Origin of the sequence: Sphingopyxis sp. OPL5, from assembly GCF_003797775.2 — a bacterium.
In the GTDB taxonomy this organism is placed as follows: Bacteria; Pseudomonadota; Alphaproteobacteria; order Sphingomonadales; family Sphingomonadaceae; genus Sphingopyxis.
On the sequence record NZ_CP060725.1, the window covers coordinates 2,578,018 to 2,591,863 of the forward strand.

Here is a 13,846-nt window from a genome sequence, read left to right on the forward strand (position 1 = left end):
GGGTAGCGGTATGGCGATCCGTTGGCCGCTGCTTGTTCGGCGAACGCATAAATGGCTGGCGCTGGTGGTCGGCGTCCAGGCTTTGCTCTGGACACTGACCGGGTTTTACATGGTGGTCGTCCATATCGACACCATTCATGGCGATCATCTGGTGCGCTCCCCGGCGTCCCAGCCCTTCGACCTCGACGGCCTGGCAGCGCCGTCGCAGGTCGTCGCGGCTGCGCACGGCGTGTCCGAGCTTCGGCTCCAGCGCTTTTTCGGGTCGCCCGTGTGGCGCGCCGAGACGCCCGAAGGCCCCCGGCTCTACGATGCCCGCTCGGGCGCGCCGCTGCCTGCCCTGACCGAGTCCCAGGTCCGCGCGCAGGCGCGGCGCATCTATACCGGTGACGGCAAGATTGTATCGGTGCGGCTGCTGACCAAGGCGCCGCAGGAGATGCAGTCGCGCAAGCCGCCTTATTGGCAAGTCGAGTTCGAGGGCTGGAATCGCCCGACCCTCTATCTCTCTCCGCAGACCGGCGAACTGATTTCGCGCCGCCATGCCCTCTGGCGCGTCTTTGATTTCGCCTGGATGCTCCACATCATGGATTATGACGAGCGAACGGACGTCAACAATCCGCTGCTTCGTGTCGCCACATGGAGCGCCTTTGCCATGGCCCTGACCGGGGCATGGCTGCTGATCTGGTCGTTCAAGCGCCGCAAAGGGAAGAAGGCATGAAGAAGATTCGTCTCACCCCGCTTTTCTTCCGGCGCATCCACAAATGGGTCGGGCTGATCCTCGGGCTCCAGTTCCTGCTCTGGGCGCTCAGCGGCTCGGTCATGGCGCTGCTCGACAAGGACAAGGTCGGCGGCCACGGCAGCGGAATGTCGCATGCCCATCCGTTGCCCGCGGGCGAATATTATAACATCGCCGCCTTACCGCAGGGCGAGCCCATAACCGGCGTGGTGATGCGCGACCTTGGTGCTCAACCCATCTATGAACTCCGCACGCGGAAAGGCTTCCGGCTCGTCGATGCGACGAGCGGCGAGGTCGTTCGGGTCGACGAGGAAATGGCCCGCAGCGTCGCCTCGATGATGAACGAAGCGCCGATCCGCAAGGTCAGCGTGCTGGCGAAGCCGAATCTCGAAGCCCGCGATCATGAAGGCGCGATGTGGCGGGTCGATTTTGCCGATGCCGAGAATAGCAGCGCCTATGTTTCGCTCGACACCGCTCGCTTCCTTGTGATGCGCGGCGACACATGGCGAACGTGGGATTTCTTCTGGATGCTCCACAATATGGATTATGTGAACCGGAAGAGCTTCAACCATCCGCTGATCATCTTCGTTGCCTTCGGCGCCCTTTGGCTGTCGGGGACCGGCTTCTACCTGCTGTTCAAAAGCTTCAGCCGCGCCGATTTCCGCTGGCTGCGCCGCCGCCGCAAGCCCGTGGTGGTCACTCGAAGCGCCGCCTGACGCGTCAGTCGTCGATCGAGAAGGCGGCCGACAGCTCGAAGCGCGATCCCGGATGCGTTAGCCACGCGTGGCTAACGAGACGCGAATGGCTCCAGGTGCGGCGGGTCATGCGAAGCACCGGTTCGCCGTCCGACAGCCCAAGCATGCTGTGGGTCTGCGCATCGGGCATCTCGGCCCGGACGCGGTGCTCGACGCGTTCGAGCGGCGCGGTGCGCGTCAGATATTCGTTCGGCGTCGTCTGCGTGAAGTCCATACTGCCATAATCGGGAGCCGCCGACGCGAGCACGAAGCGCTCCTCGAGCTGGATCGGGAATTCGGCCTCGTGATGCACTATGATCGAATGGAACAGCTTTGTTCCGACCGGAACCTCGAGAAGCGCCGCCATTTCGGCATTGGCCCGAATCTCGTCATTCTGGACGACGCGCGCCCGATACACATGGCCGCGTTCCCGGATTTCTTCGGCAATATTGCGGATCTCGATCATCTGGCCGATCGGTTTCGGTTCGGCGATGAATGAGCCGCTACCGGCCCGGCGAACAACCACACCCGCGGCCTGAAGTTCACGGAGCGCCCGGTTCGCGGTCATCCGCGATACGTCGAATTGCTCGACGAGCTCGGATTCGGACGGCACGCGGTCGCCGGGTTTCAAATGACCATCGCGAACGGCGTCGCAAATGCTCTGCTTGATCGCGGCATAGAGCGGGGGCGCTGGGCCGTTGTTACTATCGGAGCTGCCATGGCCTGAGGGCGTCAAGCCATTTGCAGATTTTGATCCGCCAGCCGGCGAGCGCAAATTGGAATTCATCACCCGTCTATACAGCTTCGGGCAAACAGAATCCAACCATCCCAATGACAAATGTCTAATCTGCTTTGGTCCCGGGCAACTGCGCCAATTCGGCGGGAGTCACGACAGGCTCCATGTGCTCCTTGCGCTCCGAATAGCGGTCGACGAGCTGATCGGCATGGCCGCGCGTGAGCACGGTGAAGCGCACCAGCTCCTCGGCGACATCGACAATCCGGTCATAATAGCTCGACGGCAGCATGCGGCCCGCCTCGTCGAACTCGGCATAGGCCTTGGCGACGCTCGACTGGTTGGGAATGGTGATCATCCGCATCCAGCGGCCGAGGATGCGCAGCGTGTTGACACTATTGAACGATTGCGATCCCGCCGACACTTGCATCACCGCGAGCGTGCGGCCCTGCGTTGGGCGAAGCCCCTTATAGGCGAGCGGGAGGTGATCGACCTGTGCCTTCATGATGCCGGTGATCTGCCCGTGCCGCTCGGGGCTGCACCAGACCTGGCCTTCGGACCAGAGCGAATGCTGCCTGAGCTCCTCGACCGCCGGATGATCGTCGTCGGCGATCAGGTCGGGCAGCGGCAGGTCCGACGGATCGAAGATGCGCGTCTCGCAGCCGAACAGCTGGAGCAGGCGCGCGGTCTCCTCGACGACGAGCCGCGAATAGGAGCGTTCGCGCAGGCTCCCGTAGAGCAGGAGGATGCGCGGCGCGGGATCGAGTGGGCCGAGGCCGAGCGCGGGCTGCGACCGGATATATTCTGCGCTGAGCGCCGGAAGGTGATCGGGATCGGCGAGCGTGCGGAGGCGTGTGGAGACAGCGGGTATCATGGTTATTCCTGTGCGGGCGTGCTCGCGGGAAACCAGCGGCGGCCGAGCCAGAAGGCGACGCTGACGAGCAGGATAAGGACGGGGACCTCGACCAGCGGTCCGATGACCGCGGCGAAAGCCACCGGCGACGCGAGCCCGAAGGCGGCGATCGCAACCGCGATCGCCAGCTCGAAATTATTGCCCGCAGCGGTGAAGGCGACCGCGGTCGTGCGCGGATAATCGGCCGCGATGAGCTTGCCCATCCAGAAGCTGATGAGAAACTGCACGACGAAATAGATGGTCAGCGGGATCGCGATCCGCACGACATCGCCGGGGATCGTGACGATCTCATTGCCCTTGAGACTGAACATCGCGACGATCGTGAACAGCAGGGCCATGAGCGTGATCGGTGCGATTTTCGGCAGGAAGCGCGTCTCGTACCACTCATTCCCCTTGGCGCGCGCCAGCGTCTTGCGCGTGAGATAGCCCGCAAGGAACGGGATGCCGAGATAGATGAGGACCGCCTCGGCGATCGTCCAGAAGCTGACGTCGATCACGCTGCCTTCGAGCCCGAACAGCGGCGGCAGGATGGTCAGGAAGAACCAGGCATAGACGCTGAAGAAAAGGATCTGGAAGATCGAGTTGAAGGCGACGAGCGCCGCAACATATTGATTGTCGCCCTTGGCGAGCTGGTTCCAGACGATCACCATCGCGATGCAGCGCGCGAGACCGATCAGGATCAGCCCGGTCATATATTCGGGCTTGTCCGAGAGAAAGAGGACTGCGAGCCCAAACATCAGCACCGGACCGATGATCCAGTTCTGCACCAGCGAGATCGCAAGCACGCGCTTGTCCTCGAACACACGCGGCAGCTCGTCATAACGCACGCGCGCCAGCGGCGGATACATCATCAGAATAAGACCAATGGCGATCGGAATATTGGTCGATCCGACCGACATCGCGTCGATCGCGGCGGGCAGGCCTGCGAACGTCGATCCAAGCAGGACACCCAACGCCATGGCGAGGAAGATCCAAAGGGTGAGGTAGCGATCAAGGAACGACAGGCGTTCGCGCTTGGCGGGGGCTGACATGGCGATCCTCTCAGCGCTGGATAAGGTTGCCGTCGGCGTCGACGACCTGTTCGCCGTCTTCCTTGGCGAAGGCGCCGAGCTGGGCCGCCGGAAGGAGGTCGAGCACGACTTCGGAGGGGCGGCAGAGCTTGACGCCGAGCGGCGACACGACGAGCGGCCGGTTGATGAGCACGGGGTGCGCCATCATGGCATCGACGAGTTCGACATCGCTCAGTGCCGGATTGTCCAAGCCCAGTTCGGCGAACGGCGTTCCCTTCTCGCGAAGAAGGGAACGCGGCGTGATACCGACCCGGTCGATCAGCTGTTCGAGCAGCGCCCTTGCGGGCGGCGTCTTCAGATATTCGACGACATGCGGTTCGATCCCGGCATTGCGGATCATCGCGAGGGTGTTGCGCGACGTGCCGCATTCGGGATTATGATAGATGACGATGTCGGTGGTCATTCCGCCGACTCCGCCTGGTTGCTGGCACCGGCGGCGCGGCCGATTTCTTTGAGCTTTCGCTCCATCGCCATCTCGTCGATGCTGCCGTGCGGCAGCGCGAGAAACAGCGAGATACGGTTCTGTAGATAATGCAGCGCATGTTCGAATGCTACACGCTGACCGGGACCGTCAACCGCGGCAGGGTCTTCGATGCCCCAATGCGCGCTCATCGGGTTGCCCGGCCAGATCGGGCAGGTTTCGCCAGCCGCATTGTCGCAGACGGTGAAGATGAAGTCGAAAGCGGGGCTTCCAGGACCGGAGAATTCGTCCCAGCTCTTCGAGCGCAGATCTTTCGTCTCGAAACCAAGCTCGTCGAGAAGCGACAGCGCCTGTGGGTGGACATCTCCCTTGGGAAAGCTCCCCGCGCTGTAAGCATGGAAGCGCCCCTCTCCTAGCCGGTTCATCAGGGCTTCTGCTAGAATCGAGCGTGCGCTGTTGCCCGTGCAAAGAAACAGCACTTTGTAAGTCTTGTCGGTCATCGGCATCTCCTTAATCGCTGCAATGCGCCGAAATGCGCGTTTTGAAAGTCGTTCAGATAATTGTTGGCGTTAGACGTGCGCTGCCAAAGCATGCCTCAACTGCACGCTAGTTCGGCGAGCAGCGGCTCGCAGAGCTCGGCTCTCCCCTGGCAGCAATCCTTGGCGAGAAAGAGCATCAAGCCCCGAAGCGCATCGATTTCGGCCCGCTGGATAATATGCCGGCCGCGCTTTTCCGACTTCACCAAGCCGGCTTTTGCCAAGACTGCGAGATGTGTGGAGAAGGTGCTTTGAGACAGCCCTGACGCTTCGACGAGTTGACCAGTCGAAAGCCCCTCGGGTTCGCTCTGAACCAGCAACCGAAAGGCCTCAAGCCGAGTGGGATGGGCCAACGCGGCGAGAATGGGCAGGGCAGAATCGGACAACATGGATCGGTATTATCCGATGCTTTCGATGGCGTCAAATTGCATCGAGAATTGTCGATGGTTATGGTCGATCGATCATCCGGCTGCGGGGCGCTGCGTATGACGTTAGCGACGGCGGGCCGTCGGTCGTACCGAAAAATCGGCGGCTGAGAGTAAGCCGATGTCGCCGACATCGCCGCTACTGCGCCCGACCTGGCGCCACCAATATCATCGCTCCCGCACTTTGAGCTCAGTCCCGGCGTAATGTTGTGGACGTATCGCGATGTTCCTGCTGGTCTTGCGACCAGCGGCGCTCATGAACGTAACCTCGACTGTTATGGGCGCGGTCGATGCAAGGCCGAAGTGAAGCGGCTGTGTCCCTTGCGCGTTATAGCCCCCACCGGTCGAGACCTGGCGCGTCGCGAGAATCTTGCCCGCGGCGTCGTAGAGCCGCACTTCTGCGCCCATCCTCGTGAAGCGCCCGGCCTTGTCGAGGACGCGGACGGCGAGGCCGCGGCGAGCCGCCGCCTTGCCGAGATCATTGTGGAACAGGAAGTGGCCGCCGGTGTCGGTGTAACCGCGGGTCACCGACAGATCGAGCGCACCGTCACGATCATAGTCGATCCACTGGACACCGTGATCGGCGACGTTGAGCATGGAGTCCGGGGTCAGGATATTGGCAAAGCCCTCGCCGCCGAGATTTCGGTAGAGCCGGTTCGCCGGCTGCTGCTGACCCGACTTGCCGGTGTAGGCGGTAACGAAAAGATCGAGCCAGCCGTCATTGTCGAAATCACCCCATGCCGCACCGACGGCATGATTGTCCTCAGCGAGGCCGAGGCGCGGCGCGACGTCCTCGAAGCGTCCGTCGCCTTTGTTGCGGTAGAGGATGTTGACGCCGTAGCTCGTGACGAACAGATCGAGTTCGCCATCATTGTCATAGTCACCGACCGCGCAGCCGACGCTGCCGTCTTCGGTCGGACGGCCCGGGCGGTCCATGCCGAGCGCGGGAGCGACATCGACGAAGCGGTCGCCATCATTGCGCCACAGCGCGTCGGTCGCGCCGGCCTGGTTGGCGAGGAAGAGGTCGAGATCGCCATCGCGGTCGTAATCGAGCCAGCAGGCACCGACGGTTGGCCGCGGGTCGTCGCCCGCCTGCGCGGCGCCGACGCGCACGAAGCGGCCCGCGTCCTGGCGGAACAGACCATTGGGGCCGGCGCGGTCGGAAGCAAAAAGATCGAGGTCGCCATCGTTGTCGTAATCGACCCAGCTTGATTGCCGCGCCGAACGGCCGGGCGCGACGGGATCGAGATCCTGGGCGACGAAGCGGCGGCCAGTCTCATTGCGAAACAGGAGATTGGCTTCGGTCGCCTTGGTGGCGCCGGCGTAGAGATCGAACCAGCCATCGCCGTCATAGTCGCCCCATGACAGCCCGCGCATTTCGGCGCCGGAGACAGGAAGGCCCACGGCGGGTCCGATGTTGGCGAAGTTGCCGCGATCATTGCGGTAGAGTCGAATCTCCCCGCTCTTGATCGACACCGCGAGGTCGAGATCGCCATCACGGTCGAAATCGGCCCAACTGTTCGACAGCGAGCCGGGAACGCTGAAGTCCGCCGGCTGCACCGGCGTAAAGGCGGGTTCGGTCGTCCCGGCCGCCCCGCCGCCGGCAATGCCGGTCGACAGGACGGCCCAGGACAGGATCCGCATCAGTTCATCGCGCATGATGCGGACTCCAGTGGTTGGTTCAGGTCAGAAATCGAGCGAGATCCGGCCATAATAGTAGCCGCCATATTGCCCGAACGGTCCGGCGCCATAGGGCGCGAGCCCGATGGTGTTGGCGATGGTCGTGCGGTCGGGATAGACGTCGAAGATGTTATAGGCGCCCGCTGCGACCCGCAACTTCTCGGTCACGCCATAGGACACTTCGAGATCGGTGATCCACTTGGCGCCGAAGCTCTGGTCGTTGACGGGAAGGCCACCGACGAGATTGTCGAGCGACTTGAACTTGTCGTAGCGGGTTTCCTTCACGTTGATGGTGAAAGGCCCGGACTCGAAGTTGGCGCCGAGGATGAGCTTGGTCTTGGGGGTCGAGGTGAACCAGCCCTGGGTACGCCGGTCGAACAGGGTCAGGCCGAGGCCCGCGAGTTGGCTCGGGTTGGCGGCGATCTTCTTGATGTCGGTATCATTATAGTTGAACCCGACGCTCGTGCGCAGGCGTCCGGCGCTGCCGACGTCGAACGCATAGGTGCCGACGACATCGACGCCCCGCGTGCGGGTGTCGACGGCGTTGGTGAAGAAGCGCACCGACTGGTCGCCCGAAAAGCCGTTGGCGATCAGGATATTCCGGATACCCGTTCCCGACAACAGGCCGGTGAGGGTGATGCGGTCGTCGAGATCGATCTGATAGGCATCGACCGAGAGCGAGAGACCCGCCGCCGGCGTCAGCGTGAAGCCGAGGCTGAAGTTCTTCGACTTTTCGGGTTTGAGCGGCTGCGCCCCGAGCGCCTGCGCCACCGCCGAGTTCGTCTTCACGATCTTGGTAAGGACCGGGATATAGACTCCGCCGACGAGGTTGATCGACGTCGAGGTCTGCGCGAAGTCCTGCTGCGCGAGCGAGGGCGCTCGGAAGCCGTTGCTGAACGCGCCGCGAAGCGCGAGCCAGTCGGTCAATTCATAGCGCGCGCTCACCTTGCCGCTAAAGACGCTGCCCGAACTGTCGTCGAAATGCTCAAAGCGCCCTGCCGCGGTGACGAGGAAGCGCGGGCTGACGTCGAGCGCGAGATCGACATAGCCCGCCCAGATGTTGCGATTGATATTGGCCGCATCTTCGGGGGTTACTACGATCGCGCCCTGCGCGCCGACCTGGGCCGGGCGCCCGGCGAGCGGTCCGGTCGGATAGAAATATCCGCCGTTGCGGTAGCTGTCCACGTCGAGCGGCTTGGTCACGTAGGATTCGTAGCGGTATTCCGCACCAAGCGAGACCTGCAGCGCCGTGTCGCCGCCGAATTCGACCCGCCGGGTGAGGTCGAGATTGTTCGTCCACTGGTCGAACGCCGAACTGAAGGTCTTGAATTCGGTCGGGCTCGACGGGCCGATAGAGGCGTTGAGCGTATTGTCTGCGCCATTCTCGGCATAGTTGCGCCCGTAGGTGCTGCTGAGATCGATGTTCCAGCCCGCAGTTTCGCCGCGCAGGCCGCCGGTGAACTGGAAGTCGGTTTCCTTCAGCGTGTAGAAGGGTGAGAAACCGTCAGGATAGATCTCTATGATATTCTGGTTGCTGTTCGGTCGGCGGCCGGCCTGGCCGACGCTCGCGTCGCGATAACCGAACGTTCCGTCTGAATAAAATGTGACATTACCGAGCGGCAGCACGAGCGTCTGCGCGACCTTGACGTCCTTCACGTCGGGGAGGCCGCCGAGATAGGTGCGGCGGTTGGCGGTGAGTTCGCGCGGATCGGCCGCGCCGCCGGGCAGCGGGAAGTAGAGCGCGCCCGTGACGTCGGTGTTGCGGACGGCCGCCTTCGCCTTCTTGCCTTCGACCGAGAGGGTGAACGAGCCGCCGTCGCCGATCGCAAAGCCGTGCGAGACGCTGCCCGAGATCGTCTCGCCGTCGCTGCCGCTGCCATCGCGACCATAGCGCTGGCCGGCCTCGATCGACGCCTTGCCGCCCGAATCGTTGGTCTTCAGGATGACGTTGATCACGCCCGCGATCGCGTCTGAACCATATTGCGCCGAAGCGCCGTCGCGCAGCACTTCGATGCGCTCGATAGCGCTCGACGGGATGAGATCGAGATCGACCGGGTTGCCGCCTTGCGACGTCGCGCCCGAGTTGAAGTCGATGATCGAGCTGTTGTGGCGGCGCTTGCCGTTTACGAGCACGAGCACATGAACGCCCGAGAGGCCGCGCAGCCCGGCGGGGCGTGTCAGGCTGTTGAACGACGAGCTGCCGACCGTCGTAGACTGGAAGGACGGCACGAGCTGGGTTAGCGCATCGCGCAGCTGCATACCGCCGCCGAGCTTCTCGAGGTCTTCGCCGCCGATCACGTCGATCGGGGTCGGACTCGAAATCACGGTGCGGCCTGGGCCGCGGGTGCCGGTGACGATGATCTCGGACTGGGACGCCGTTTCGCCAGCGTCGTCGGCGGCGGTATCCTGCGCGAAAGCGGGCATGGACATGGCGGCGGCGACACAGGACGCCCCCACCAGCAGTCTCGTATATGTTTTCATGGTCTTGCTCCTAAACACGGTAAAATGTTCCCCCGATTGAACCTGCTGTTTTTTCGTTTTTCGCCGGTTTCGGCGCTTATCCTGCGGCCCTCAACTTGCGCTGCGGCGCGGCGGTGTCCTGCGAAAGGGTGTCGAGCCCTTGCCGCAAATCTGCGATGAGGTCATCCACCCTTTCGAGCCCGATGTGCAATCTTAGCAAGGGCCCGGGATAGTTGAGCTTGTGAGTCCGGGCCTTGAGCTGCGGGTCGACCGGAATGGCGAGGCTCTCGTACCCGCCCCAGCTGAAGCCGAGGCCGAAAAGTTCGAGCCGCTCGACCATCGCTGCGACCGCCAATTCGGATGCGGGGTGGAGAACCGCGCCGATCAGGCCGCATATGCCGGTGAAGTCGCGCTTCCAGACCGCGTGGCCGGGATCGCTCGGCAGCGCCGGGCACATGACCGAGTGAACTTCGGGTTGGTGCTCGAGCCATTGGGCGACCTGGAGCGCCGCGGCGCCATGATGGGCGAGGCGTGTATGGAGCGTGCGCAGGCCGCGGATCGCCATATAGGCATCGTCGGGCGACACCGCCCAGCCGGTCTCATAGCTCGACGCCGCAAGCAGATCGGCGGCGGGCCCCTTGGCCGCGGCGAGCCCCATGAACACGTCCGAATGGCCGCAGACATATTTGGTGAGCGACTGGATGCTGACATCGACGCCATGGTCGAGCGGCTTGAACAAAACGCCCGCCGACCAGGTGTTGTCGATCACCGTCATGATCCCGGCCTCCCTCGCCATCGCGGCGATGGCGGGAATGTCCTGCATCTCGAACGTCAGCGAACCCGGCGATTCGAGGAATATCACGCGAGTTGCGGGCGTGATCATCGCGCGGATCGTCTCGGCACTGTCGGCGGGATCGAAATAGCGCGCGGTGACGCCGTACCGCGCGAGCGTACCGGCGAGGAAGCGCCGGGTCGGATTATACACGGTGTCGCACGCCAGCACTTCGTCGCCCGCGGACAGCAACGCGAGCAAGGTGCCGGTGATCGCGGTGAGGCCCGAGGGATAGATGAATGCCTCGTCGGCACTTTCGAGGTCGCGAAGCGCATCGCGCAATGTCCGCTGGGTCGAGAGGCCGACACGACCATAGGTCACCTTGCCGCCATCGTAGAGCGCTTCGCAGCTTGGCAGGAGCACGGTCGATCCGCGCTGGATGACTGGGCCCGGCGTCCGCTGGAGCGCGTCGCACGGACTGTCGCCGTGGATCAGCCGCGTCTGCTCGTGAACCGTGCTGCAAAGCGTCATGTATCTTTTCTTTCTCAGATGGAATTGGAGAGGAGTTTCTGCCGCTGCGGCGACATGCCGTTGCGGTTCGCCGCGACGAGGTCGCTGCGGCGGACGACCGAGAGAGCCTTGGCGGCCTTGGTCACATGCTTTTCGATCGCGCTGGTCGAAATGTTATAGCGGGTCGCGAGGGTCTTGAGGCTCGACCCCTCGACGCGGATCGCGACAAGGATCTCCTGGGTGCGTTCGGGAAGCTGGCTGAGCATGTCCTCGACCGCGCGAACATCGTCCTTCGCCAGGAGAATACGCAGCGGCGACATATCATCGACGGGATGGTCGGGTTCGTCGAGCTGGCAGTGGCAGTCGATGCGTCGCGTCGTCCGGCGGCGATGGCGATCGATGAGGGCGGCCTGCGCGGCCTGGAAGAGATAGCATTTGGGGTGCGCGACCGCGGCGGCGTCGGCGCGGCGGATGATGCTGAGCAGAACATCCTGTAGGACGTCGTCGAGGTCGGAGGCGGGAACGCGGCGGCGGAGGTATTTTTTGAGCAGGGGGAGATGCGGCCAGAAGGCTTCTACGAAGTTGGGGCGAGCGTCGGTGGCTGTTGTAGGTGCAGCGGTGTCGACCGGCGGTCTCTCCGCTGGCGGGGAGACGAAATCAAATGCCTGCCAGACATCGTCCGTCGCGACGTTTTCATTCTCATAATCTGCCCCATAGGCGCTGAATGTCATCGTGCGTCCCCTTATGGCGACATTTTATGACATGAGAGCTGGGGTGAATTCATCACCGACTTTGACGGCAAATCGGCAAATCTTGGGATGTATAAACCACAAAATGGTGATTTATCCGATCAAATAATCTAACTCCCGCATGAACGACGCTGGTTCGGTCGAATCAACTGTCCCGGATTCGCCTTGAATTTGCAACAATGGCGGCTGGGGCGCGAAACTTCCTCGCAGTTTTGCTCTTTGGGCGATGGGGTATTCGGTTTGCACCGCGTCAAAGCCAAGGGGCTTCCCGCGTCGAGGAGGCAGGAGGAGTGGTCGCATGGCGAGAACCTGGCTCATATTGTCGGCGCTGGTCGCCGGGCTGGCGCTGGGTGTGGGGTGGACGCGGCTCGGGCTCGGCGGGCTTGCCGACGCCATGGCCATAGCCGACAGCGTCGGCGGGATCTGGCTCGACGGGCTCAGGATGACGATCGTGCCCCTTGTCGTGTCGCTCCTCATCACCGGGATCGCGAAGACGGTCAACAGCGCGCGCGGCGATCGCGTGGCGATGCGCTCGGTCGTCATATTTATCGCCCTCCTGTGGATTTCGACCGCCATGGCGGCCGTTCTCGTGCCCGCACTGCTTGACGCCTTTCCGATGCCCGCCGACGCGGCCCGGTCGCTCGCGGCGAGCCTCTCGAGCACTGCCCCGGTTGACGCACCGACGGTGGGGATCGCGGCGTTCCTGCGCTCGATCGTCCCCACCAATCCGGTCGCGGCAGCGGCGAATGACGCGCTGCTTCCGCTCATTCTTTTTACCGCGATCTTCGCGGTCGCGCTGGCCCGGTTGCCGGCCGCCCAACGCGAGCCGGTGACGGCCTTCTTCGATACGATCGCTAGCGCGGTGTTGCTCATCGTCGGCTGGGTGCTTGCGCTCGCGCCGGTCGGCGTCCTCGCGCTGGCTTTTGGCGTCGGCGCGCGTGCCGGCACCTCGGCGATCGGCGCGCTGGCCCATTATGTCGTGATCGTATCGAGCGCGGGTCTCGCTGCCTGGGCGCTCGCTTATCCGGTGGCCGTCTTCGGCGGTCGCGTTCGTCTTCTCGCCTTCGCAAAGGCAGTCGCGCCCGCACAGGCGGTGGCGCTCAGCACCCAGTCTTCGCTCGCCTCGCTGCCGCCGATGCTGAAAGCGTCGGCCGAGCTCGGCGTCGAGCGGTCGATCGCGCGCGTCTCGCTGCCCGTCGCCGTCGCGATCTTCCGGGTGACGAGTCCGGCGATGAACCTCGCGGTTGCCATCTACGTCGCACATTGGCTCGGCATTTCGCTCGCGCCATCGGCGATCGCGGCGGGCGCGGCCGTCGCGGCGATCACGACGATCGGTTCGGTTAGCCTGCCCGGACAGGTCAGCTTCCTGACCTCCATCGCGCCAATCTGCGTTGCGATGGGCATCCCGATCGAGCCGCTCGCCCTGCTCATCGCGGTCGAGATGATCCCCGACCTCGTGCGGACAGTCGGTAATGTGACGATGGATGTTGCCGCGACGACGGCGATCGCCCGCATGGGGCCTGCCCGGGACGGCGAGTTAGCGAAAGGCGAGGGGGAGGGCCCCCCGCGGCCCGTTTTTGCGACGGGTGCCGCCGGTGTCCCGGATTTAGAAGGAGAAAAGCCATGACCCGCGTTTCGCTCGACGATGCCGATGTCCGGATACTGGGTATACTCCAGGAGGATGCGACACTTTCGATCGCAGCGGTCGCCGCCAAAGCGAACATGTCGCAGAATGCCTGCTGGCGGCGGATCAAGCGGCTCGAGGAAAGCGGGGTGATCGCACGGCGCGTTACGATCCTCGACGCGAGCGCGCTCGGCCTCGATCTCACCGTTTTCGTGAGCCTGCGTGCGTCCGAGCATAGCGAAGCATGGCTCGACACGCTGAATTCGGCGATCCGCGACATTCCCGAAGTTGTCGAATTCTACCGTATGACCGGCGACGTCGACTATCTTCTCAAGCTGCGCGTCGAGAATATGGCTGCTTATGATGCGGTCTACCGGCGCATCATCCGTTCGATCCGGCTCACCGACGTGAGCTCGGCCTTTTCCATGGAAGAAATCAAGTTCACCACCGCGCTGCCGCTCACGGCGCGCCCGTCCTGATCCAGCA

Annotated in this window: 14 protein-coding genes; 4 read left to right on the top strand and 10 right to left on the bottom strand. The window is 63.4% G+C overall.

From position 1 onward, the window contains the following. Positions 1-10: 10 nt before the first annotated feature. Both EEB18_RS12360 and EEB18_RS12365 read left to right on the top strand, forming a co-directional pair. Positions 11-715, top strand: coding sequence for a PepSY domain-containing protein (locus EEB18_RS12360; RefSeq protein ID WP_187139530.1), 705 nt, complete (start codon positions 11-13; stop codon positions 713-715). Further along, entirely contained in the window at positions 712-1,449 is a 738-nt protein-coding gene (locus EEB18_RS12365) for a PepSY domain-containing protein (RefSeq protein ID WP_187139529.1), read from the top strand. The genes EEB18_RS12360 and EEB18_RS12365 overlap by 4 nt, the downstream gene beginning before the upstream one ends. 4 nt (positions 1,450-1,453) lie before the next feature. Here EEB18_RS12365 and hutC read toward each other — a convergent pair whose 3' ends face one another. The 10 genes from hutC to EEB18_RS12415 form a co-directional block, all read right to left on the bottom strand. Then, positions 1,454-2,299: a histidine utilization repressor gene (gene hutC / locus EEB18_RS12370; protein WP_262407919.1), complete on the bottom strand. Its 846-nt coding sequence runs from the start codon at positions 2,297-2,299 to the stop codon at positions 1,454-1,456. A gap of 10 nt (positions 2,300-2,309) precedes the next feature. Continuing rightward, complete coding sequence (gene arsH / locus EEB18_RS12375) at positions 2,310-3,074, bottom strand: arsenical resistance protein ArsH (RefSeq protein WP_187139528.1); 765 nt, start codon at positions 3,072-3,074, stop codon at positions 2,310-2,312. 2 nt (positions 3,075-3,076) lie between these two features. Then, complete coding sequence (gene arsB, locus EEB18_RS12380) at positions 3,077-4,144, bottom strand: ACR3 family arsenite efflux transporter (RefSeq protein ID WP_187139527.1); 1,068 nt, start codon at positions 4,142-4,144, stop codon at positions 3,077-3,079. 10 nt (positions 4,145-4,154) lie between these two features. Then, the gene (gene arsC, locus EEB18_RS12385; protein ID WP_187139526.1) at positions 4,155-4,586 is read right to left on the bottom strand and encodes an arsenate reductase (glutaredoxin); all 432 of its coding nucleotides are present in this window, start codon (positions 4,584-4,586) and stop codon (positions 4,155-4,157) included. After that, positions 4,583-5,104: an arsenate reductase ArsC gene (locus EEB18_RS12390; RefSeq protein ID WP_187139525.1), complete on the bottom strand. Its 522-nt coding sequence runs from the start codon at positions 5,102-5,104 to the stop codon at positions 4,583-4,585. The genes arsC and EEB18_RS12390 overlap by 4 nt, the downstream gene beginning before the upstream one ends. A gap of 95 nt (positions 5,105-5,199) precedes the next feature. Beyond that, entirely contained in the window at positions 5,200-5,529 is a 330-nt protein-coding gene (locus EEB18_RS12395) for an ArsR/SmtB family transcription factor (protein WP_187139524.1), read from the bottom strand. A 204-nt stretch (positions 5,530-5,733) separates the two neighbouring features. Beyond that, complete coding sequence (locus EEB18_RS12400; protein ID WP_187139523.1) at positions 5,734-7,224, bottom strand: CRTAC1 family protein; 1,491 nt, start codon at positions 7,222-7,224, stop codon at positions 5,734-5,736. Positions 7,225-7,251: 27 nt separating this feature from the next. Beyond that, complete coding sequence (locus EEB18_RS12405; RefSeq protein ID WP_187139522.1) at positions 7,252-9,726, bottom strand: TonB-dependent receptor plug domain-containing protein; 2,475 nt, start codon at positions 9,724-9,726, stop codon at positions 7,252-7,254. A 76-nt stretch (positions 9,727-9,802) separates the two neighbouring features. After that, the gene (gene metC, locus EEB18_RS12410) at positions 9,803-11,008 is read right to left on the bottom strand and encodes a cystathionine beta-lyase (protein ID WP_187139521.1); all 1,206 of its coding nucleotides are present in this window, start codon (positions 11,006-11,008) and stop codon (positions 9,803-9,805) included. A 14-nt stretch (positions 11,009-11,022) separates the two neighbouring features. Next, entirely contained in the window at positions 11,023-11,718 is a 696-nt protein-coding gene (locus EEB18_RS12415; RefSeq protein ID WP_187139520.1) for an RNA polymerase sigma factor, read from the bottom strand. A 316-nt stretch (positions 11,719-12,034) separates the two neighbouring features. On the opposite strand from EEB18_RS12415, the gene EEB18_RS12420 reads away from it, so the two are divergent. Both EEB18_RS12420 and EEB18_RS12425 read left to right on the top strand, forming a co-directional pair. Further along, a complete protein-coding gene (locus EEB18_RS12420; protein ID WP_187139519.1) occupies positions 12,035-13,363 on the top strand; it encodes a dicarboxylate/amino acid:cation symporter in 1,329 nt (442 codons plus the stop codon). Next, positions 13,360-13,839 (top strand): Lrp/AsnC family transcriptional regulator, encoded by a 480-nt coding sequence (locus EEB18_RS12425; protein ID WP_187139518.1) that lies wholly within the window; start codon positions 13,360-13,362, stop codon positions 13,837-13,839. The genes EEB18_RS12420 and EEB18_RS12425 overlap by 4 nt, the downstream gene beginning before the upstream one ends. The last annotated feature ends 7 nt before the right edge of the window (positions 13,840-13,846 follow it).